This is a genomic window from Arthrobacter sp., from assembly GCF_031179385.1.
Taxonomy (GTDB): Bacteria; Actinomycetota; Actinomycetes; order Actinomycetales; family Micrococcaceae; genus Arthrobacter_D.
Genome location: NZ_JAPSHV010000056.1, coordinates 1 through 18,109, shown reverse-complemented (window position 1 = coordinate 18,109; position 18,109 = coordinate 1). Strand labels below are relative to the sequence as shown.

Below are 18,109 nucleotides of genomic sequence, written 5' to 3'. Positions count from 1 at the left end.
CTCCTGGAAGTGAGGGCGGGAACTACGCTGTCCGGGCGGGAGAGGGCGACAGATGCTCATGAACGGCCAGGAGCGCACCGTCTGGTTCACAACGGAAGACGATGGTTTCCCGCTCTCGATACGACTCCTCACCATCGCTGGTGCGGACCGTGGTGGCTACGTCGTGGCTGAAGACGGCGCCTCCGGCGAAGACTGTGACGTGCTGGTTGGTTGAGTCGCAAGCTATGACCGTCCAACCGCTTGCCACCCATTCTGACCACATCGCTTCATAAGCCGCGCGACCCTCGAGTCGGCTCTGCTCGGAATGGAAGATAAAGCTCGCATCGGTAGCAAATCCCGAAAAATACCGTTCAGTATCCGTTGCCGCAAATGCTTCCACGATCCGGGAGGCGGCTTCGGCAACTTCACGTTCGGACGGCTGGGGAAGCGCGTGGTTGTTCATATTTTCCTTACGAAATGCCGGAAGCCTGGGTGCTTTGCAGGCAATAAATGTTGACTATAGGTAACCTCGCATGTTGTGTCAACCGTCACAACCAACGGAGGATAGGTGCCCCTTCCGACGCTAAGGGGGGAGGCGCTCAGGCTATGCGGGTGCCCTGTGAGAGCCGGCGAGCTGGGGTGACCAACTTGCGACGGCCCGCCCAGAGCACCACTGCAGCCAGCCCACCCTGCAAGGCAAGCCCGAGCGGCCAGATCGGGAACGGCTCAGACTCGATGTCCCGCGACCGCGGCCCAAAGAACTGGGCCTCGGCACAGGTGACGTTGTAGTCCGGACCCGCCTGGGCAAGACGAACCTGATCGCTGATGCTCTCCATAACCCCGGGCGCCCGGTAGGTCTCATTGAACGACCCCACCGGGAGGTCATCCGCGGCCCTGTCATAAGGCACAGCATCCGCGACAATGACGAACGGGTTGGCTGCGAGCAACCAAGCCGTACGTTCGGTGTGCCAGACCGTCGTCGTGATTTCATCGGTGACGCACACGAGGTCCTCCTCCGAAGGGATCTCCTGGCTGAGCTGCACCTCCGGCGGGTAGTTGTAGTACGACTGCACTACCGGGACGTCTTCCTCCATCACCAGAGTCATGCTGAGCCCGAACGCGATCAGGGTTCCGAGACCCAGCAGGGCAACCATCATGTAGGTGGTGACGATCGAGAACAACGGCCTGGTTGCGAGGGCGGAGGTCCCGACGCCGAGGGCGCACACCAACCCGAGCTCGAGGGCAAGCACCACCAGGGAGACCACGGCCTCGAGCGGGTTGACGCCACCCAGAGCCAGCGCCCAGAAGATGAACGGCGAACTCAGCGCCAGGAATCCCAACGAGGCCACCCAGGACGCGAGCCACTTACCCCACAGGATCTGGCCAGGGGTCAGGAGCGTAATTTGAAGGATGGCCAGCGTTCCGCCGGCGCGGTCACCATTGATCGCGTTTGCGGACAGGCCCGGCGCCACCAGCAGCCCGAAGAACAGCACAAAGCCGACCACGAGGTCGAACAGGAAGGGTCCCGCTCCGCCGGTGGCCGACGTCGTAAGGGTCGCCAGCAAAAACACCAGACCGATCACAAGGAACCAGACGGCCATCATGATGTACCAGGCGCGGCCCCGTAGCCTCTGCTTCATCTCAAGCCCGAAAATGGAACGCACCCCCGTCGCATATCCGAGGCTGAGGGGGCGGCTACTCTCGATCAACTGCGTGCTCATTGCCGCTCCGTATCCAGGCTCATGTAGGTCTCTTCGAGGGCGCCGCCGGCCGGCGCAAAGGCGGTCACGACGACGTTGGCCAGGACGAGCGTGCGCAGCAGCCACGCTGCCTGCTCAGTGCTACTGAGCAACACCTGATACTCGACCCGCCGGGAGTCGCCCCGCTCTTCGAAGACGACGCCGTGACTTGACAGGACGTCGGCGAGGGCCGACATCGGTTCGGCCTGGATGCAGTAGCGGCGAAGCTGACTTCCTGCCTCGTCGAGGGTCTGGGTCTTGACGGACTCCCCGCGGCTGACGAAGACGGCGCGGTCTGCTATTTCGTCCAGTTCGGACAACACGTGACTGGAGACGACGATGGTCTTGCCCTCCCCGGCGAGCCGCCGGAGCATGATGCGCAGCTCCACTCGGGAGCCCGGATCGAGTCCCGACGCCGGTTCATCCAGCAGGAGCACCTCCGGGTCATGGATCAGCGCCCGCGCCAGGCTGAGACGCTGCTGCTGACCGCGGGAGAGGACCCGGGCCGGGGCGTCAGCGTATTCCGTGAGCCGGACGGCGTCGAGCAGTTCGGCGGCTCGCGTGGAAGCAGCCGCCGTCGTTAATCCGTACAGCGCACCCACGGTGGTGAGGATCTCGCGCGCCTTGAGCGATTCCCAGACCCCGAGGGTGTCCGGCATCCAGCCGACCTTGCGGCGCACGGCTGCGGAATCGGTCGCCGGGTCCGATCCCCCGACCGTGAGCGTGCCCGCATCCGGCGCCAGCAGCGATGCGAGGATCAGCAGCAGCGTGGTCTTGCCGGATCCGTTCGGCCCGATCAGCGCTGTCACCTCTCCCGGCGGCGCCTCAAAATCGATACTGCGAACCGCATCAACGGAGCCGAAACTTCGTTTGATACCTCTGGCAATGATTCCCCCATACCCATTGGTCATGAGGCGACCCTAACAACAGGGTGAGGAAACCTGGTCTGGAAACGCTGCACAATAGGACTTGTGATTGGGTGAGTCGAAATCGAACGGTTAACATGGTGTGCGGTTACGGGCCGTTCATCGACCGTGGCCGACTTGAAGAAACCCCCTTTGTAGTTGACCTGCTACCGGCGCCGTCCATACCGCCGGACACCGTCACCCAATATCAGCGAGCGTGCGCATGGCCTTGATTGTTCAGAAGTTCGGTGGCTCGTCCGTGGCCGACGCGGAGGGCATCAAGCGCGTCGCCAAGCGCGTCGTGGAGACGCAAGCGGCCGGCAACCAGGTCGTCGTCGTCGTTTCAGCAATGGGCGACAGCACCGATGAACTGCTTGACCTCGCAGCGCAGGTCAGCAGCACCTCCAACCCCCGCGAGATGGACATGCTCCTGAGCGCCGGGGAACGCATCTCGATGGCCCTGCTTGCAATGGCCATCCACGAGGCCGGGTCCAGCGCACAGTCCTTCACGGGCAGCCAGGCCGGCATGATCACCGACGCGATCCACGGCAAGGCCAGGATCATCGCAGTGTCGCCGCACCGGATCAGGACGTCCATCGACAAGGGCGACATCGCAATCGTCGCCGGCTTCCAGGGGATGAGCCAGGACAGCAACGACATCACGACGCTGGGCCGTGGCGGGTCGGATACAACTGCCGTAGCACTCGCTGCAGCCCTGAAGGCTGACGTGTGTGAAATCTACACCGACGTTGACGGTATCTACACGGCCGATCCGCGCGTTGTCCCTTCGGCGAAGAAGATCGCAACCATTTCCAGCGAAGAGATGCTGGAGATGGCCGCGTCCGGCGCGAAAATCCTGCACCTTCGCTGCGTCGAGTACGCCCGGCGTTTCGGCGTGCCGCTGCATGTCCGCTCATCATTCAGCCAACTCGAGGGGACCTGGGTTCTTCCCAACCCCGACGACACCATCAAGATTCAAGAGGGAGAACCCTTGGAACAGCCCATCATCTCCGGTGTTGCCCATGACCGCTCCGAGGCAAAGGTTACCGTTGTCGGCGTGCCCGACATCCCCGGCAAGGCAGCTGAGATCTTCAGAATCGTTGCGGGAGCCCACTCCAACATCGACATGATCGTGCAGAACGTCTCCACGCATGGCTCAGGGCACACGGACATTTCCTTCACCCTGCCCATCGTCGAAGGCGCCGATGCGCTGACGGCGCTGAAGGCGGCACAGGACCTCGTGGGCTACGACAGCATCGAATACGACGAGCAGATCGGCAAGCTGTCCCTCATCGGTGCCGGAATGCGCTCCAACCCCGGCGTCTCCTACAAGTTCTTCCGGGCATTGTCCGACGCCGGCGTGAACATCGACATGATCTCCACCTCCGAGATTCGCATCTCGGTGGTCACCAGTGCCGATCTGCTGGACACGGCGGTTCGCGCCGTGCACGCGGCGTTTGATCTCGACGGCGACGCCGTTGCGACCGTTTACGCGGGCACGGGCCGCTAGGACGCCGTCGTCCTGCTAACTCTCGAGGCTATTCCTCCGTGTGGAGGACCGGCTTCGTGAAGTAGTCCGTGTATTTCTGGACGGGTTCGGTTCGGCGAACTGTCTGGTGGTCCGGATGCTTGCGGACGGCGTAATGATGGCCGTCGGAATCCACCTCGATGTTGAGTTCAGCGAGTTCGGCCTCTGAGGCTGTTTCGAACTCATCATGCCGGTGTACCACCGGGCCATCCAGGGCATCCCGTTCGGGCGGTCCCAGAAAGATGGTGGCGGGGTTTTTGATCCAGCGGCGCCGGGGTCTCTCAGCCATGGGTATCGCCTTCTCTCTGCGGCTGTTCGAGTACCCACATCTTAAGTCCGAATGGTCCAAAAAGCTCCGGCCTGATGCAGAAATCCCCCGCACCGGACAGACCGGTGCGGGGGATTTCGCGTAACCTGCGTACTGCTACTTACCGTTCGTCGGCGTGGTGTCCTCACGCGGTCCTGCGGGCAGCTTGTCTGCGCCGCTGACCTCGGGAACCGCGACCGCTTCGACGTCGCCCGAACCACTGACCGTGACCGAAACGAAGGTCACGGAGGTGGATCCTGTGTAGGTGATCCGGCCGACATATGAGCCAGGCTCGAGGCCGGTCCAGTTCAGGGTCACTTCTCCGGACTGGCCGTTGTCAAGGTCAAGCGGGTTGGGCGAGATGGAGGCGTTGCCCTCGTCGGCGCCCAGGATTGCGGCGTCGAATGTTGCAGCGGTCGCCCGCCCATCGGTGCTTGCGTAAAGGTTCACGATTGCCGTGTAGGTTCCCGGAACCGGGTTCGGCAGGCTGAGTGTCTCACTCGCCGAGGCGGTGGCAACCTGGAACAGGCGGCCGTTGGGATCGAACACGAAGAGGTCGAAGTCCGCCGTGTCATCGGAGGAAAGAACCGACATCTTCGCGAACGGCGTCCCCCTGGGAACGGTGACCTCGGTGACGAAGTTCGACGCGTTGTCGCTCGTGGCCACAGGGCCGGGAACGAGGGAAAGCGCCTCGCTGTTGGCCTTGGAGAGCCCCTCGAGTTTCATCGAGACGGGAGCATTCGTTCCCGCGGTAACAGGGATGATTCCACTGCCGTCCGGACCTTCGGATGTGAAGGAGAGCTCGGACGGAGCGACCACGGACTGCGGGCGGACCGCGATCGGTGAAGTCACTACCTTGTCAGCGCCCTGCCACACCAGCGAACCCTTGGCGAATTGGCCGAGTGCGGCGTCCGCATTCTCGAAGGTCACCTGGAAGGTGCGCTTCTCCCCTGCCGCACTGAAGTTCAGGACCGAAGGGGTTACCGTGGCGTTCACGCCGGGAACGTTCACCGTGGCGTTGTAAAGCCCTGGGGTGAGCGCAGTCACCGTGCGGGTGACGGTCACCTTGCCGGTCAGGTTTCCGACCGCGAAGGACGGAACGTTCATGTCCTTCGCGTTGATGCCCTCGATGCCCGCGACATCGGCGAAGCCGGTGCCTTCAACAAACTGCAGGTAATCGCGTACACCCGCGTCGTAGATCAGTCCGGGGCTCAGCACGCTGGTGGGATCGACCTGACCTGCACCGGTCGCGAAGACGTCACCGTCCACGCCGCCTTCAGCGTTCTTCACCGGATCAGCGGTGGTCATCATGGCGGACTTCACCGCAGCCGGCGACCACGCCGGGTTCTTGGCGAGGATCAGTGCGCCCACACCGGCGACGTGCGGCGATGCCATCGAGGTGCCTGAAAGGAATCCGAAGTCATCACCTCCGGTACCGATGGGTGAAACGCCTGCGAGGACGGCAACGCCGGGTGCAGCGATGTCCGGCTTCAACAGATCCGAGCCAGTCGCGAGGAGCGGCCCCCGAGAGGAGAAGCCCGCGATCTGCGGAACGGGCGGCAGTGCCTCGCCGGTGGTGTCCTCAGGTACCAGCGCTACCCGGATGTCGGGGTTGGCGGCAACCTTCTCCTTGAGCACCAGGCTCTGGGGAGCGTTGACGTGCACGGTGGGAACGGCGTGCTTGTCGGTGTCCATGGAGGAGTCGGAGAGGTTCACCAGGATCATGCCGATTCCGCCGGTCCGGGCAACCTCGGCCGACTTCGCAACGCGGTCGTACACGCCGCGGTCACAGACAACGATCTTGCCTGTCACGAGGGCAGGATCCAGGGAGTTCGGTGCACACAGTGCCGGGTCCACAGCACCGGCTGCTGCCGCGTTACCGCTGAGTACTACCGGGCTCGCCGGAACGCCGGCGCTCATGATGCTGGCTCCGCGGAACTTCGTCCCATCCGAGAACTCGGCTGTACCCTGCAGGGCGTGGCTGAAGGTGCTTGCTGCGACGGTCGTCAGCCAGGGTGCGCCATGGTTGACGGTGCTGGCGGTCGGCCCGGAGTTACCGGCCGAGGTGGCGACGAAGATCCCTGCCGAAGCTGCGGACAGGAACGCGAGCGACACAGGATCCGTGGTGGTGGTTGTACTGCCCGAGATCGAGTAGTTCAGCACGTCCACGCCATCGAGGATCGCCTGGTTGATCGCGGCAACAGCGGCGGAGGAGTAGCAGCCGCCGGTGTTCGGGTCGTCGTCGGCCCAGCAGGTCTTGTAGATGGAGAGCTTGGCAGCCGGCGCGACTCCGGAGGACACCCCGAAGTCACGGCCCGCTACGGTCTGGGTGACCTTGTTGTTGCCCGCTGCCGTGCTTGCCGTGTGGGTTCCGTGGCTGTCGACGTCGACCGGCGACAGCACTTCCTCGGGTGCCCGATTCGCCTCGGGAACGAACTCGATGAAGTCCTCGGCGAAGTACTGGGCCGCGAGGACCTTCGAATTGCACTCCTCGCCGGTGAAGCCTTCACCTTCCTGGCATTCACCGACGAAGGTTGAGCCGTCTGCCTTCAGCATGGCGATCTGGCCGTCTTTGGTCAGGTAGGGCTCTCCGACACGCGCCTTCGCATTGCCCTTGAGCGGCTTGACCTGCTTGCCTGCGAAGAACGGGTTGTCCGGGGTGTAGCCGGTGTCGATGATCCCGACGACGGTTCCGGCGCCGGCGTTCTTTTCGCCGCCGAACTGCGTCTTCCAGGCACCCTTGCTTCCGGGAAGGTTGAGGATGTCCATGCTGGTGTAGTCATCCGGCGCGTTCTCGACGTCCGGAGCGACCATGCGTACGTTCGGATCCTTGGCGAGCTCAACAGCCTGCTCGGACGTCAGCGTCGCGCTGAAGCCGTTGAGCGCAGCGGTGTAGGTGCGGTTGATCTCCACACCTTCCTGGGCCGCAACGGCCTGCTGCTTCTTCTCAAGGTGGTTCTTGTACTTCTGGAAGTCCTTCTTGCCGCTGAGCTTTTCGCCCTTTTCCGGCTTGGTGGCTGCGATGCCGGGGACACCGCCGTCGTACGTTGCTGCGGGCTCCTCACTGAGCACCACAATGTAACGGCCGGCCGGGTAGTCCTTGGGATCCACTTTCTTGACCGTCTGGATCTGCTGGGTAGCAGTGGGGCCAGTCGGTGCTGCAGCGGCGGGGACCGCCGTCATGGAACCGAGAATCAACGGCAGGCCCAGTACGAGAGCTGTAGCTCTGCGCAGACCACCTGCCCGCGGATTCCTGTATTGAGGGTCTTTCACGCGAGGTTACCTTTCATCGAAAAAGCGACCGGACAATGCCGGACTGAAAGCAGCTGGTGTGGGGGTCTGTGCCCTGAATCACTACCGGAGCCTCACATAGGCTACCCCCGAGTAGGGTTCCCAAGGGGCGGTCCTGAGCAGAACCTGCCCGTAAACAGAGCTTTGGAGCAAAATCGGGTTTTGAGAACGCCCGTTCATTCAATTTCCGACGGGATAGTGGTAAAAGACCGTTGCTTCAGGCATCAGGGGATAATGGGATGGTGCCTGTGACCGTCCTTGCTCCCGAAGAGTGGGAGCCCCGTGCCACCGCCCATTCCGAGCGGGTTCGAGCGTACACCGAGCCCTACCTGCGCCGGCGGGCGGCACAGCAGAAGCATCCGGTGGAGGACTTCCTGTTCACCTACTACACGCAGAAGCCGGCTCAGCTGCTGAAGTGGCATCCGGGTGCGCATACCGTTCTCACCGGGCCCCCCGCCGTCGAACGTGCGGGCTGGAAGTTCTACCGGAACCTCACCTCCGAGGAACGGCAGCAGCTCGGACTCAAGAACGACGACGGCGCCGTGACGCTCGATCTCGCTGCTTTCCTCGAGACACGGAGGGAGGCGGTGGACTTTGCCCGCATCATCCTTTCCGGCACTGCCGCCCGCCCTGCGCAGTTCGGCTGTTTCGGTCTGCACGAGTGGGCGATGGCCTATAAGTCGGAGGAGAACTCCATCCGGCACGAATACCTGAACCTGCGGTTGGGCGCCCAGGGAACGGACGAGGTGGTGGAGGCGAACCGGATCAGATGCACCCACTTTGACGCCTTCCGTTTCTATGCCCCGCAGGCGGTTGCGCTGAATGAGCTCCAGCCGACGCGGACAGCCCAGCGGGATCTCGAGCAACCGGGTTGCCTGCACGCAAACATGGACCTCTACAAATGGGCATACAAGCTGACTCCCGCCCTGCCCAGTGATTTGGTGATGGACTGCTTCGAACTCTCGTGGCGAATCCGCGCCATGGACATGCAGGCCTCGCCGTATGACCTGGCGGAGTGGGGCTACCCTCCCATCGCCATCGAGACACCCGGCGGGCGGGCGGACTATGTGCGGGCACAGCGTGCGTTCTCGGCTGAATCCCAGCTAAAGCGTGCACAGTTGAATGAGTACATCAATCAACTGCACCTGACCGTTGACCCCTGATCCGGGCAGGAACCAGCTGGAATATCGAGGGTGACGAGGAGGTTTCCCATGGGTTTTGCACGCGGCATCGCCGCAAGAAATGTGGCTATGCTTGTCGGCACTGTGCTGGCCTTCTCCCTCAGCGGGTGCGGGTCGCCCGGCGAACCCGGCACGGAACTGGCCGCCCCTCCCAGCTCGCCCGTTTCCGAGCCGGCCGAACCATCTGTGTCGCCAACAGCCCCGGAGAGCAGTATGTCCCCAGAATCACCGAAGCCCACACCCAGCTTCCCGTCGGATCCTGCAGCAGTCGGAACCGCCATGCTGGCCATCAGTATCAAGCTCAGCCCGGAGTCCGCGCCGGTCGAGTACTTCCTTGAGTGCACGCCGGACGGCATTGGAGAAACCACTACAGTTCCTCATCCGGAAGCTGCCTGCGAGGCGGTCAAGCGGCTCGGTGCGGCCTTCTTCAATGCGCAGCCGGACCCCAACAGGATGTGCACGCAGCAGTACGGCGGCCCGCAGACCGCCACGGTGAAGGGAACCGTCGACGGGCACCGCGTGTACGCGTCGTTCTCCGCCACTGATGGCTGCGAGATTGCGCGCTGGAACGCGCTGGAAGCCATTCTCGGAACCGCCGGCGCCAGTTAGCTGCGCGCGCCAACTCCCGAGTCACGGCCCGCTGTGTTCGGCCGGTAGAATGGAACAGCAAGCTCGCGGAGCGCTGGACCATTCTTTCGAAAAATCAGGCGTGAGACGGCACCCGTCGGGCAACCGCATTTAACTGCACCTAACCAGTGTTTACACCTCACAGGAGTTGCCGGATGCCCCGGATCGTTGTTGACGTCATGCCCAAACCTGAAATCCTCGATCCGCAGGGCAAGGCTATCGCCGGCGCCCTCCCCCGTCTCGGGTTCACTGGATTCGCCGAGGTCCGGCAGGGCAAGCGTTTCGAGTTGACCGTTGAAGGCGATGTTACCGAGGAAGTGCTGGATCACGCCCGCAACGCGGCCGCCACACTGCTCTCGAACCCCGTCATCGAGGATGTGACCCGGGTTGCGGTCATCGAGGACGCACAGTGACCATCGAGACTCCCCTGATCGGCCACTCAGCGGCCGAAGTTGTCGATGAAAGCCTGTCCGGAGTCCGCGTCGGAGTCGTCACCTTCCCCGGCACGCTTGATGACCGCGACGCGCTGCGGGCGGTGCGCATAGCAGGTGGCACCGGTGTCCAGCTCTGGCACGGCGACCATGACCTCAAGGACGTTGACGCCGTCATCATTCCCGGTGGTTTCTCCTACGGCGACTACCTCCGCGCAGGCGCGATTTCGCGCTTTGCGCCGTTGATGGAACAGATCACCGCTGCGGCGTCCGGCGGTTCCCTGCCCGTACTCGGCATCTGCAACGGCTTCCAGGTCCTCACCGAGGCGCACCTGCTTCCCGGATCGATGGTCAAGAACAACCACCTCCACTTCCTCTGCAAGGACCAGCGCCTGTTGGTCGAAAACAGCTCGACGGCGTGGACTTCCTCATACGGTGAAGGCAGCGAAATTGTTGTCCCCCTGAAGAACCAGGACGGTCAGTTCGTCGCGGACGAGCGCACGCTGGACGAGCTTGAGGGCGAAGGACGCGTTGTATTCCGCTACGTGGGCGGCAACCCCAATGGATCCCGCCGCGACATCGCCGGTATCACCAATGAGCACGGCAACGTTGTGGGCCTCATGCCGCACCCCGAGCACGCGGTTGAACCCGGCTTCGGCCCGGACTCCTCCGCCTTCGGCGAGGTCGAAGTCCGCGGCGGCGTAGACGGGCTCGGTATTTTCACCTCGGTACTGCAGAAACTGGTTAACAAGTGACCACAGAGACAACCTCCAAGAAGTTCAATATCGACACGGTCGAACACGCCGAGCAGACCCCCGAGCAGCCGCTTCCCTGGGCGGAACTGGGGCTGAAGGAGAACGAGTACGACCGCGTCGTCGAGATCCTCGGACGCCGTCCTACCGCTGCAGAGCTGGCCATGTACTCCGTGATGTGGAGCGAGCACTGCTCCTACAAGTCCTCGAAGGTGCATCTGCGCCAGTTCGGCGACAAGGTCACCGAGGAGATGAAGGAGCACCTGCTCGTCGGCATCGGTGAGAACGCCGGCGTCGTCGATATCGGTGACGGCTGGGCGGTGACCTTCAAGGTCGAGTCCCACAACCACCCATCGTTCGTTGAGCCGTATCAGGGTGCCGCAACCGGCGTCGGCGGCATCGTCCGCGACATCATCTCGATGGGCGCCCGTCCCGTCGCGGTCATGGATCCGCTGCGCTTCGGAGCAATCGACCACCCCGACACCCCGCGACTGGTCCACGGCATCGTGTCCGGCATCGGCGGGTATGGAAACTCGCTCGGCCTGCCCAACATCGGCGGCGAGGTCGTCTTCGACTCCGTCTACCAGGGCAACCCATTGGTGAACGCCCTGGCTGTCGGCGTCCTCCGCCATGAGGACATCCGCCTGGCCAACGCGTCCGGCGTCGGGAACAAGGTAGTGCTGTTCGGTGCGCGCACCGGCGGCGACGGAATCGGCGGCGCCTCGGTGCTGGCCTCGGAATCCTTCGACGACGCGAAGCCGTCCAAGCGCCCCGCCGTTCAGGTCGGTGACCCCTTCGCCGAGAAGGTACTCATCGAGTGCTGCCTCGAACTGTTCAAGAACTCGATCGTTGAGGGCATCCAGGACCTCGGTGCCGCCGGCATCTCCTGCGCCACCTCCGAACTTGCCTCGAACGGCGACGGCGGCATGCACGTCGAGCTGACAAACGTCCTCCTTCGCGACCCGTCGCTGACTCCCGGCGAGATCCTGATGTCGGAGTCGCAGGAACGCATGATGGCCGTGGTGACGCCGGAGAACGTTGCGGCGTTCGAAGCCATCATGGACAAGTGGAACGTCGAGTACTCGTGGCTGGGTGAGGTCACCGATACCGGCCGCCTGATCATCGAGTGGGACGGCGAGAAGATCGTCGATGTCGACCCCCGCACGGTTGCCCACGACGGCCCGGTCTACGAACGCCCGTACTCCCGCCCGGTGTGGTTGGACGGCGTTCAGGCTGACTCCTTCAGCGCTGAAGCGCCCACTGATCTTCGAGCCGCGGTGCTGGAGCTGATGGCCTCCCCGAACATGTGCTCGAAGGACTGGATCACCAACCAGTACGACCGCTACGTGCAGGGCAACACCGCTCTGGCGATGCCCGACGACGCCGGTGTGGTCCGCGTTGATGAGGAGACCGGTCTGGGCATCGCGCTCTCCACGGACGCCAACGGCCGCTACTCCTACCTCAACCCGTACGACGGCGCCCGGCTGGCTCTGGCTGAGGCTTACCGGAACGTTGCCACGTCCGGCGCCAAGCCGATGGCCGTCACCGATTGCCTGAACTTCGGCTCCCCCGAGGATCCAGAGGTCATGTGGCAGTTCGCCGAGTCGGTGCGCGGCCTTGCCGACGCCTGCCAGGAGCTCGGCGTTCCCGTCACCGGCGGCAACGTCTCGCTGTACAACCAGACCGGTGGCGTCGCCATCCACCCCACGCCCGTAGTCGGTGTGCTGGGCGTATTCGACGACGTCGCACGCCGGACTCCGTCCGGTTGGCGCGAGGACGGCCAGGCTATTTACCTGCTCGGCACCACACGGAATGAGCTGGACGGTTCCGAGTGGGCGAATCTTCGCGGTCACCTCGGCGGGCAACCCCCGGCGCTTGACCTCGACGCCGAGAAGACCCTCGCGGCAATCCTGGTCAACTCCTCACGTGACGGCATGATCGACGCAGCACATGACCTCTCCGAAGGCGGCCTTGCTGCGGCTCTCTCGGAAGCGGCCCTGCGCTTCGGTGTCGGTGCCCGGATCGGGATCGACGAACTGTGTGAGCGTGACGGCATCGACCCGTTCACCGCGCTGTTCTCGGAGTCGCAGGCGCGTGCCATCGTCTCGGTTCCGCGCTCCGAGGAAGTGCGCTTCAACGACATGTGCACCGCACGGAACTTCCCGCGCATCCGGATCGGCGTAGTCGACGCCGAAAACGACGCCCTCGACGTCCAGGGGCACTTCACCCTCCCGCTGGCAGAGCTGAAAGAAGCACACGAAGCTACGCTTCCGAAGCACTTCGGCTGACCTGTATCGATCGCGCCAGTTCGATCAGGTCAGTCTCCATCAGGCAGAGCATCGGTGTCATGACACCGGTGCTCTGCCATATCGTTACGTGCCCCATCCCGAGTGAAAGCAGCCCAGCAGATAGGGTTGATCCATGACATTTCCGCTTTTGAGCGCGCTTTTCGCCATGATCGCGGGTTTGTTGCACGTGTATATCTTCGTGCTTGAAAGCGTGCGCTGGCGCCACCCATCTGCGTGGCGGAAGTTCGGCATCTCCTCCCAGGAACACGCGAACATCATCCGCCCGATGGCTTTCAATCAGGGCTTTTATAACCTGTTTCTTGCTGCCGGTGTGATCGTTGGGTTGTCGCTGTCCGGCACGCTCGTCGGGTACGGCATGATCGTCCTCGCGCTCGCGATCATGGTGCTCGCCGCCGTCGTTCTGGTTGTGACCAACCGGTCACTGTGGGTGGCCGCGCTGGTTCAAGGGCTTCCGCCGCTCATTGCGCTGCTGACCCTGCCGATGGTACCGGCCTGACTGCTTTCCGGGCGGTGCTCGGCATGCGCCCGCAGCTGACCGGCGCCTCAGCATGATGCGGGAGAGGCCCCTCATCACAACGCGGCTGAAGTTGCTTCCCATGCGGGCCGCGCACGCCGATCTGATCGCGCGCCAGGAGCGGGAACCCTCCTGGGCGCTGGACTATCCCCAGCCCACTGATGTGGACGCTGCGCGCCATCTCTTTGAGTCAGGACTGCTCTACGCCGACGACGGCGGACGCTTCGGTGTGTGGCTCATCGTCGAGATGGCGAATGACTCCGTGATCGGGACCATTGGGTTCGACGGCCCGCCGCAGGCGGGAGCTCTTCAGATTTTCTATGGGATCGTACCGTCCCGGCGCGGCTGCGGCATGGCCGCGGAAGCGCTGCACCGCCTGACGGAGTATGCCGGTGAGAGCCCGGAAGTGCGTTCAATCGAGGCTTACGCGCAGTCCGATGCGTCGGCCGCGGTGTTGCGGAGGGCAGGCTACGGCTCTGTCAGCGAGGAGCGTTACCCGCTCGGGGCGTCGCTCTTCGTCTGGGGAATGAATCCGTCCCGGCGGCAAGGTGACGGGCAGCCCGCAGGTAGCGGCGGGTAACCAGCTCCTGGCAGAACCGTGCAACCGGAGCTCCGAGCCGGTAGAACCAGTTGGCGTGCCGACTGTAGGCGTGCAGCTCGAAGTAGACCGCCCCGTCGGGTTCCAGGACAGCAGTGAAGCTTTCCTCCCCGCATTCCGGGTGTCCGGGCAGGGTGGCGTAACCAAACCCGGCGCGGCGGGTGCCGCCGTCGTGCTCCTCCGGGTCTTCGACCCACACCACCTCGCAGGGAGCATTCAAGCGCAGGTTTCCTATGCCGAAGCCCACTACCACCAGTCCCCCGACGGCGGCGCGAGGCGGTGAGGCGTGGATGCGCAGCTTGGAGCGCCGGTGCAGGTCGAGCGCGAGGATTCCGTCAGCGAGTTGCCGGAACTGGCTGTCCCCAGCGCCCACCCTGATGCGGTGGCGCATGGGTCTAAAACCTGATGGCCAGACACCGCCCCGGGTGAACCCGACTGCGTTGTGCGTGATCTCAGGCATTGCTTCCCCGGGCGAGCCGGGACCAGCCCAACGATTCGCGGTCCTTCCTCGGAAGAGTCTCGACGACGAGGTCATAGGAGTCCTCGATCATGTCACGAAGCATGTCGTCGGGCAGCGTTCCGGTGCAGTCCACGCCGTTCCAGTGGGTTTTGTTCATGTGCCAGGCGCCGGTGATTTCCGGGTGTGCTGACCGCAGCTGTTCGGCGAGATCAGGCTCGCACTTGAGGCTGATGGACAGGGACGGGGAACCGAGATCCGAAAGCGCGAACATCTTCGCTGTTCCGCCGGGTGCGCGCACCTTGAAGACCGAGGCTTCGGGCCCGAAAGGGAAGTCCTCGTAGGTTCCCGGAAAGGAGAGACAGGTCTCGCGAAGCTGTGCTGCATCCACATAGTGAGCGTACAGCGAAGCGGTGACACACTATAAGGACCACGATCAAGGAGCGCACATGGGAGACATCGGCAGGCAGGCGCGAAAGGTCGCTGACGGGGCAGAAGACGCCACCGATTCAAAACCGTTCCTCCTTGCAGCCAGGGCAGGGTACGTCGCTGCGGGCATCCTTCACATCCTGATCGGCGTCATTGCCTTCCGGGTAGCGAGCGGCGGATCCGGAAGCGCGGACCAGAGCGGGGCCATGGCCTCCCTCGCGGGTTCTCCGGGTGGTGGAATCCTGCTGTGGGTCTGTTTCCTTGGTTGTTCAGCGCTGGCGCTTTTCCTGCTCAGCGAGGTTCTCTTCACGCCGCGCAGGCTCAGCGGCAAGGAAAAGGCGACGTTCCGCTTGAAGAACGGCGGGAAGGCTGTCATCTACGCGGCGATCGGGTTGGCCTTCCTTCAGTATGCGATGGGCGGCTCCAGCGACAGCGACTCCGCCACGCAATCCACCAGCGCAGCACTCATGGCCAACCCGGCGGGAACCGCACTGCTGCTCGCTGTTGGTGTAGGTATTCTCGCCATCGGCGGCTACTTCGTTTATCGCGGCATCACCAAGAAGTTCGAGGAGAACCTGACCGGTAAGCCCTCCGGATCTGCCGGACGGGCCGTGACCATGCTGGGTAGCGTTGGTTACGTCGCCAAGGGCATCGCGCTGGGTGTTCTTGGCCTTCTGCTTGCTATCGCTACCGTTAGGAACAACCCCGAGGAATCTACGGGACTCGACGGCGCCCTGAAGTCGCTTCAGGAGCAGCCGTTCGGCGTGTGGATCCTTGGCGCCGTCGCGCTCGGGCTGATCGCGTACGGGATTTTCATGATTGTGCGTTCCCGCTACCAGCGCATGTAGTGGTGAGCGCGTGTAGTAGTGAGCGCGGCTGAGCCGCATCCAGCTCAGGAGCAGTTGGCGGTCACAGCCCCATCCGCGGCGCCTCGATAGCCGGGCATGTGTCCATGACGACCTCGAGTCCGGCATCCGCGGCGCGCTTGGCTGCCGCCTCATCGATCACGCCGAGTTGTAGCCAGACTGCTTTTGCACCGACGGCGATGGCGTCGTCGACCACCTTCCCCACTTTCTGGCTGTTCACAAAGCAGTCGACGACGTCGATCTTCCCCGGTACGTCAGCCAGTCGCTTGTAACCCTGGCGACCGTAGACATCGTCCCCCTTCAGGCTCACGGGAACGACGTCCATCCCGAGCTGGTCGATGAGGAAGCGGGACACCCCCATCGCCACCCGCCGCGGATTATTCGAAAGCCCGACGACGGCCCAGCGGCCTGGCGTGGTCAGGAGCCGTTTGATGGTTGCCGGGTCATTCTGGTGCGACATGTATGGCTCCTGTTCAGGCAGGTTGCAGGTGGTTGGAAGGTTCGGCACGCTGTGGGTCGGCTCGATGTGGATCGGCACCGTGCACCAGCGTCGGATGACCGCGGAAGGTTCTCCTGTACGCAGCCGGTGAGGTGCCGAGCGCACGCTGGAAGTGGTGTCTCAGAAGCACCGCCTGACCGAACCCTGCCTCGCGGGCGATGGTTTCGATGCTCAGGTCGGATTCCTCCAGCAGGCTCTGCGCGCGGAGGACACGTTGGGCGGTGAGCCAGGCGGCCGGCGTCGTGCCCGTCTCTGCCTTGAAGCGCCGGGCGAAGGTGCGCTCCGACATGTGCGCGCGTGCCGCCAGGGCGCTGACGCTGTGTTCCTCGTCCAGATGTTCGTCCATCCAGACGAGGATGTCTTCCAGCGTGTCGCACTGGGTGACGGAGATGGGACGGTCGATGTATTGCGCCTGGCCTCCCGCGCGGTGCGGCGGCACAACCATCGAGCGGGCAATGCTTGTGGCGGCAGCTGCACCGAGTTCGGTACGCACGAGGTGAAGGCACGCATCGATTCCGGCAGCCGTTCCAGCGCTGGTGATGATGGTGCCGTCCTGGACGTAAAGCACGTTCTCATCGATCCGGGCGTTTGGAAACTGCTCGGCGAGCTGATGGGCATGAATCCAGTGGGTCGTCGCACGACGCCCGTCGAGAAGACCCGCTTCGGCCAGAGCGAAGGCGCCGCTGCAGACGGACAGCACCCAGGCTCCCCGCTCGTGAGCCGCCTGTAAGGCGCGGTGGACTTCGCCTTGTCCCGGTGCGTCTGCCCCGAACGGCGGCATGATGACCAGGTCTGCGGTCTTGGTAGCGCTCAGATCTTCCTCGACGGCTATGGAGAACCCCAGATTGGTGGGAACGAGTCCCGGTGTAGGAGTGCAGATTGAGAAGTCGAAGGCCGGTATGCCTACACCGCGTTTGGAGCGGTCGACACCGAACACCTCGCACGCAACTCCGAACTCGAACGGCGTTACTCCCGGCAGGGCGATGACGGCAACTCTCTTCAGCATGGGTCAAGTGTGGCAGATTTCTTGCCCACAGTTAAGATACTGCCACGCTAAATCTGCGGCGCTTTCCGTGCGATGAACTGTTGGATCCAGTCGAGCGTTTGCGGATGGTCCAGGTGAAAACCGTGCCGCCCGTTGGGAACCTTCGCCAGGGTGGAACGCGGGATGAGGTTCCGCAGCACCTGGGCATTGTCGATCGGAGTGAGCACGTCGGCTGCGCCGTGGAGGATGAGTGTCGGAGCTTGAATGGATCCCAGGTGGTCCTGTGTGTTGTGCTCCTTGCTTGCCCTGAACTGCTGGCGTTTCGCCTGGGGTGATGCGCGTGAGGTGAAGAAGGTACGAACAGCTTCCTGATGGGCGGCTGCCCATTTGGCGTCGAAAAAGAGGGGTTGCAACTGGTCGGGATCACCGCTGGTGAGAGCTCGGGTAGCTTCCGGATCGCGGTCCCTGCCCAGGAAGCCGCCCGCGGACGTGGCGGCGAGAATGAGCGCGCCGACCCTGTCCGGGTAGTCGATCGCCAGCCACTGGGCAATGCGTCCGCCCATTGAGTGACCGTAGACATGTGCACGCTCGATCCCGGCGGCGTCGAGCACACTAACGGCGTCGGCAGCGAAATCCCGAGTGCTCGGGTGGCCCGCTGGGCCGTCATCGCTCCCACCGACGCCGCGGTGGTCGAATCGGATCACCCGGAATG

19 protein-coding genes are annotated in these 18,109 nt (G+C 63.6%); 9 read left to right on the top strand and 10 right to left on the bottom strand.

Annotated features, from left to right (window positions below):
• Positions 1 to 22 precede the first annotated feature (22 nt).
• The 3 genes from RIF85_RS09455 to RIF85_RS09445 form a co-directional block, all read right to left on the bottom strand.
• On the bottom strand, positions 23 to 442 hold the full coding sequence (locus RIF85_RS09455) for a nuclear transport factor 2 family protein (RefSeq protein WP_309071655.1): 420 nt from the start codon (positions 440 to 442) through the stop codon (positions 23 to 25).
• Positions 443 to 578: 136 nt separating this feature from the next.
• Positions 579 to 1,700 (bottom strand): ABC transporter permease, encoded by a 1,122-nt coding sequence (locus RIF85_RS09450; protein WP_309071654.1) that lies wholly within the window; start codon positions 1,698 to 1,700, stop codon positions 579 to 581.
• On the bottom strand, positions 1,697 to 2,629 hold the full coding sequence (locus tag RIF85_RS09445) for an ABC transporter ATP-binding protein (protein ID WP_309071653.1): 933 nt from the start codon (positions 2,627 to 2,629) through the stop codon (positions 1,697 to 1,699). The genes RIF85_RS09450 and RIF85_RS09445 overlap by 4 nt, the downstream gene beginning before the upstream one ends.
• A 217-nt stretch (positions 2,630 to 2,846) precedes the next feature.
• Here RIF85_RS09445 and RIF85_RS09440 point away from each other — a divergent pair, with 217 nt between their 5' ends.
• The gene (locus RIF85_RS09440) at positions 2,847 to 4,133 is read left to right on the top strand and encodes an aspartate kinase (protein ID WP_309071652.1); all 1,287 of its coding nucleotides are present in this window, start codon (positions 2,847 to 2,849) and stop codon (positions 4,131 to 4,133) included.
• 28 nt (positions 4,134 to 4,161) lie between these two features.
• On the opposite strand, the gene RIF85_RS09435 is transcribed toward RIF85_RS09440, so the two are convergent.
• Both RIF85_RS09435 and RIF85_RS09430 read right to left on the bottom strand, forming a co-directional pair.
• Positions 4,162 to 4,440 carry a hypothetical protein gene (locus RIF85_RS09435; RefSeq protein WP_375164377.1) on the bottom strand — a complete coding sequence of 93 codons (279 nt, stop codon included), beginning with the start codon at positions 4,438 to 4,440 and terminating at the stop codon, positions 4,162 to 4,164.
• Positions 4,441 to 4,575: 135 nt separating this feature from the next.
• Positions 4,576 to 7,641, bottom strand: coding sequence for a S8 family peptidase (locus RIF85_RS09430; RefSeq protein ID WP_309071658.1), 3,066 nt, complete (start codon positions 7,639 to 7,641; stop codon positions 4,576 to 4,578).
• Positions 7,642 to 7,988: 347 nt separating this feature from the next.
• On the opposite strand from RIF85_RS09430, the gene RIF85_RS09425 reads away from it, so the two are divergent.
• The 7 genes from RIF85_RS09425 (at position 7,989) to RIF85_RS09395 (ending at position 14,143) form a co-directional block, all read left to right on the top strand.
• Complete coding sequence (locus RIF85_RS09425; RefSeq protein WP_309071651.1) at positions 7,989 to 8,912, top strand: 3-methyladenine DNA glycosylase; 924 nt, start codon at positions 7,989 to 7,991, stop codon at positions 8,910 to 8,912.
• A 48-nt stretch (positions 8,913 to 8,960) separates the two neighbouring features.
• Positions 8,961 to 9,539 (top strand): SSI family serine proteinase inhibitor, encoded by a 579-nt coding sequence (locus tag RIF85_RS09420; RefSeq protein WP_309071650.1) that lies wholly within the window; start codon positions 8,961 to 8,963, stop codon positions 9,537 to 9,539.
• Positions 9,540 to 9,712: 173 nt separating this feature from the next.
• Complete coding sequence (gene purS / locus RIF85_RS09415) at positions 9,713 to 9,970, top strand: phosphoribosylformylglycinamidine synthase subunit PurS (protein ID WP_309071649.1); 258 nt, start codon at positions 9,713 to 9,715, stop codon at positions 9,968 to 9,970.
• Positions 9,967 to 10,743: a phosphoribosylformylglycinamidine synthase subunit PurQ gene (purQ, locus tag RIF85_RS09410; protein WP_375164837.1), complete on the top strand. Its 777-nt coding sequence runs from the start codon at positions 9,967 to 9,969 to the stop codon at positions 10,741 to 10,743. Before purS ends, purQ begins: the two co-directional genes overlap by 4 nt.
• On the top strand, positions 10,740 to 13,028 hold the full coding sequence (gene purL / locus RIF85_RS09405) for a phosphoribosylformylglycinamidine synthase subunit PurL (protein WP_309071648.1): 2,289 nt from the start codon (positions 10,740 to 10,742) through the stop codon (positions 13,026 to 13,028). The genes purQ and purL overlap by 4 nt, the downstream gene beginning before the upstream one ends.
• A 133-nt stretch (positions 13,029 to 13,161) precedes the next feature.
• Entirely contained in the window at positions 13,162 to 13,545 is a 384-nt protein-coding gene (locus RIF85_RS09400; RefSeq protein WP_309071647.1) for a DUF1304 domain-containing protein, read from the top strand.
• Positions 13,546 to 13,597: 52 nt separating this feature from the next.
• A complete protein-coding gene (locus tag RIF85_RS09395) occupies positions 13,598 to 14,143 on the top strand; it encodes a GNAT family N-acetyltransferase (RefSeq protein WP_309071646.1) in 546 nt (181 codons plus the stop codon).
• On the opposite strand, the gene RIF85_RS09390 is transcribed toward RIF85_RS09395, so the two are convergent.
• Positions 14,043 to 14,552: a DUF1990 domain-containing protein gene (locus RIF85_RS09390; protein ID WP_309071656.1), complete on the bottom strand. Its 510-nt coding sequence runs from the start codon at positions 14,550 to 14,552 to the stop codon at positions 14,043 to 14,045. The two genes, RIF85_RS09395 and RIF85_RS09390, sit on opposite strands and share 101 nt — an antisense overlap.
• Before the next feature lie 61 nt (positions 14,553 to 14,613).
• Positions 14,614 to 15,009, bottom strand: coding sequence for an MmcQ/YjbR family DNA-binding protein (locus RIF85_RS09385; protein ID WP_309071645.1), 396 nt, complete (start codon positions 15,007 to 15,009; stop codon positions 14,614 to 14,616).
• 58 nt (positions 15,010 to 15,067) lie between these two features.
• On the opposite strand from RIF85_RS09385, the gene RIF85_RS09380 reads away from it, so the two are divergent.
• Positions 15,068 to 15,895, top strand: coding sequence for a DUF1206 domain-containing protein (locus RIF85_RS09380; RefSeq protein WP_309071644.1), 828 nt, complete (start codon positions 15,068 to 15,070; stop codon positions 15,893 to 15,895).
• Positions 15,896 to 15,956: 61 nt separating this feature from the next.
• On the opposite strand, the gene RIF85_RS09375 is transcribed toward RIF85_RS09380, so the two are convergent.
• From RIF85_RS09375 to RIF85_RS09365, 3 genes are all read right to left on the bottom strand, one after another.
• Positions 15,957 to 16,373, bottom strand: coding sequence for a CoA-binding protein (locus RIF85_RS09375; RefSeq protein ID WP_309071643.1), 417 nt, complete (start codon positions 16,371 to 16,373; stop codon positions 15,957 to 15,959).
• A 13-nt stretch (positions 16,374 to 16,386) separates the two neighbouring features.
• Positions 16,387 to 17,418 (bottom strand): helix-turn-helix domain-containing protein, encoded by a 1,032-nt coding sequence (locus RIF85_RS09370; RefSeq protein ID WP_309071642.1) that lies wholly within the window; start codon positions 17,416 to 17,418, stop codon positions 16,387 to 16,389.
• Between the two features lie 47 nt (positions 17,419 to 17,465).
• Positions 17,466 to 18,109: alpha/beta fold hydrolase (locus tag RIF85_RS09365; RefSeq protein WP_309071641.1), on the bottom strand; the 644-nt coding region annotated here is incomplete at its 5' end.

What these genes read in the sequence shown, in the direction of transcription:
- RIF85_RS09425 (WP_309071651.1), top strand. Translation starts at nt 7,989, where the DNA reads ATGGTGCCTGTGACCGTCCTTGCTCCCGAAGAGTGGGAGCCCCGTGCC.
- RIF85_RS09400 (WP_309071647.1), top strand. Translation starts at nt 13,162, where the DNA reads ATGACATTTCCGCTTTTGAGCGCGCTTTTCGCCATGATCGCGGGTTTG.
- RIF85_RS09445 (WP_309071653.1), bottom strand. Translation starts at nt 2,629, where the DNA reads ATGACCAATGGGTATGGGGGAATCATTGCCAGAGGTATCAAACGAAGT.
- RIF85_RS09440 (WP_309071652.1), top strand. Translation starts at nt 2,847, where the DNA reads ATGGCCTTGATTGTTCAGAAGTTCGGTGGCTCGTCCGTGGCCGACGCG.
- RIF85_RS09430 (WP_309071658.1), bottom strand. Translation starts at nt 7,641, where the DNA reads ATGACGGCGGTCCCCGCCGCTGCAGCACCGACTGGCCCCACTGCTACC.
- purS (WP_309071649.1), top strand. Translation starts at nt 9,713, where the DNA reads ATGCCCCGGATCGTTGTTGACGTCATGCCCAAACCTGAAATCCTCGAT.
- RIF85_RS09370 (WP_309071642.1), bottom strand. Translation starts at nt 17,418, where the DNA reads ATGCTGAAGAGAGTTGCCGTCATCGCCCTGCCGGGAGTAACGCCGTTC.
- RIF85_RS09390 (WP_309071656.1), bottom strand. Translation starts at nt 14,552, where the DNA reads ATGCGCCACCGCATCAGGGTGGGCGCTGGGGACAGCCAGTTCCGGCAA.
- RIF85_RS09380 (WP_309071644.1), top strand. Translation starts at nt 15,068, where the DNA reads ATGGGAGACATCGGCAGGCAGGCGCGAAAGGTCGCTGACGGGGCAGAA.
- RIF85_RS09420 (WP_309071650.1), top strand. Translation starts at nt 8,961, where the DNA reads ATGGGTTTTGCACGCGGCATCGCCGCAAGAAATGTGGCTATGCTTGTC.
- RIF85_RS09395 (WP_309071646.1), top strand. Translation starts at nt 13,598, where the DNA reads ATGATGCGGGAGAGGCCCCTCATCACAACGCGGCTGAAGTTGCTTCCC.
- RIF85_RS09375 (WP_309071643.1), bottom strand. Translation starts at nt 16,373, where the DNA reads ATGTCGCACCAGAATGACCCGGCAACCATCAAACGGCTCCTGACCACG.
- RIF85_RS09455 (WP_309071655.1), bottom strand. Translation starts at nt 442, where the DNA reads ATGAACAACCACGCGCTTCCCCAGCCGTCCGAACGTGAAGTTGCCGAA.
- RIF85_RS09435 (WP_375164377.1), bottom strand. Translation starts at nt 4,440, where the DNA reads ATGGCTGAGAGACCCCGGCGCCGCTGGATCAAAAACCCCGCCACCATC.
- RIF85_RS09450 (WP_309071654.1), bottom strand. Translation starts at nt 1,700, where the DNA reads ATGAGCACGCAGTTGATCGAGAGTAGCCGCCCCCTCAGCCTCGGATAT.